Raw genomic sequence first — 1,651 nt, 5'->3', positions numbered from 1 at the left:
CCGGCGCGTTTTAATTGGTAAGTCAATAATTTCAAGAAAGCGGATTCGCCATTAGTGCCCGCATTCCGACTAATTGCCGTACTTGAGAAATGTTTCCGCGCGCAGAGCGTGAACGCCATTACATATACAGAGTTGAGGGGTTGGTGCGGGAGCTCATTGGCGAACAACTTCGTCTTTGAGCGCTTCTTCTGTACCGTTAAAACATTTGATTTAAAGGAATGAAATCTAATTTCGTAACCTATAAGGTTGCTAGCACCGCTATGTTAGCTATTTCCGCTCTTTCTTGTTTATCTATGAAAAAAAACATGACTAACTTCACAATAAAAACAGGTTTGCTATCTGCTGCTATTCTTCTGCTTAATGTTGGTATTGCACAACAAGCTCATGCTAATAGTGCAAACGAAGTAATTCAACTAGTTAATCAAGCTAGGTCTCAAGGACGTGTGTGTGGTAATCAGAGATTTGGTGCTGCTGGTTTATTGAATCGCAATGGTAGCTTAATGAATGCTTCACAGTCACATAGTACAGATATGGCTAGAACAAGAAAAATGAGTCATACAGGTTCTAATGGTAGTTCTATGAGCGATCGCGCTACTCGAGCAGGATATAGATGGAGAGGTATTGCTGAAAATGTGGCTGCTGGCCAAAAATCTTCCAGATCTGTTGTTCAAGCATGGTTAAAAAGTCCTGGACATTGTAAAAATATTATGAACCCCAATTATAACGAGGCGGGTCTTGGTTTAGCTCGTGGCAGAAATAATGTACTTTACTGGACAATGATGTTCGGTAGACGTTAATAAATAGTTCGGTTTTGTATAGTCAAATATAGTCAGACGTAGTTTTCTATAATAGATAACTTCTACTTCTTCGCAAAACCTTGTAGAAGGATTGGAATTGAATCCTTACTTAGAAGGGAATCACCATTAAGGGCGCATGACCTTCTAAATTTACCTTCCTAGGGGTAACTAACACCTCTCTATCCCCTATCCCGTTCACGCTAGTGTCTCCGAAGGAGAAGGCATTGGGAAATGCTTTGACTAAAATGTTATAACTGCCTTATCTCTTATTAAACATTGTAGGCGACATAATGCGCCGTTAATATCGGCATTAAGAGCTATACCATTACTAGTACCGTGCGGCGTAAATACGTCTACCATTTTCAAACCTAGCGAATGGAGATTTTTTCAAGGCTCGTAATGGTGGGTTTATTTCCGCCAAGCAGTACTAGTAACATAAAGACCTCTTTTTACTCGTTTACCAGATGGTTCCCAATTAAAAGGTTTGTTACCATATACCGGAATAAAATCCGAGTCCAAAAAACTAAAAGAGGACGTGTAAGATTCTTCTTGAATAATGACCTGAATTCCTTTCATAGCGCCCTTATAGGTCAACATGTCGATGAGTTGAGCGTGAGGAATTTGTACGAAGTTCTGTTATAAACCCCTCATTATAAACTATACACAACAACAACAGTAAGAAAGACCCTTGAATTGTTATTTTATGTAAACCTGTGGTATAAATACTACACAACAGCGCTAAGAGAGGTTGAGCCGAGATAGCTGTATTTTCGGAAATTAAGGCTTGAAACTCTTATTCTACTTAAGTTTGATAATTTGTTACTTTATTGTACGCAATGCTATTGGGCATTGAG

General features: G+C 39.1%; 2 protein-coding genes and 1 pseudogene. 1 reads left to right on the top strand and 2 read right to left on the bottom strand.

The window, feature by feature from the left end; all coding sequences use genetic code 11:
* Nucleotides 1–210: pseudogene (locus DSM106972_RS56140) on the bottom strand (hypothetical protein); the annotation flags it as partial.
* Between the two features lie 95 nt (nucleotides 211–305).
* On the opposite strand from DSM106972_RS56140, the gene DSM106972_RS50915 reads away from it, so the two are divergent.
* Entirely contained in the window at nucleotides 306–797 is a 492-nt protein-coding gene (locus DSM106972_RS50915; RefSeq protein ID WP_158633050.1) for a CAP domain-containing protein, read from the top strand.
* 408 nt (nucleotides 798–1,205) lie between these two features.
* Here the strand turns inward: DSM106972_RS50915 and DSM106972_RS52090 are convergent, their stop codons facing one another.
* On the bottom strand, nucleotides 1,206–1,373 hold the full coding sequence (locus DSM106972_RS52090) for a hypothetical protein (RefSeq protein ID WP_158633049.1): 168 nt from the start codon (nucleotides 1,371–1,373) through the stop codon (nucleotides 1,206–1,208).
* Nucleotides 1,374–1,651 lie beyond the last annotated feature (278 nt).

The sequence above is a fragment of the Dulcicalothrix desertica PCC 7102 genome, assembly GCF_003991905.1.
Taxonomy (GTDB): domain Bacteria; phylum Cyanobacteriota; class Cyanobacteriia; order Cyanobacteriales; family Nostocaceae; genus Dulcicalothrix; species Dulcicalothrix desertica.
The sequence above is the reverse complement of the archived record's forward strand: the minus strand, read 5'-3'. Positions and strand labels throughout refer to the sequence as shown.

Coding starts and splice junctions, on each gene's coding strand:
- DSM106972_RS50915 (WP_158633050.1), top strand. CDS start 306: ATGACTAACTTCACAATAAAAACAGGTTTGCTATCTGCTGCTATTCTT.
- DSM106972_RS52090 (WP_158633049.1), bottom strand. CDS start 1,373: ATGAAAGGAATTCAGGTCATTATTCAAGAAGAATCTTACACGTCCTCT.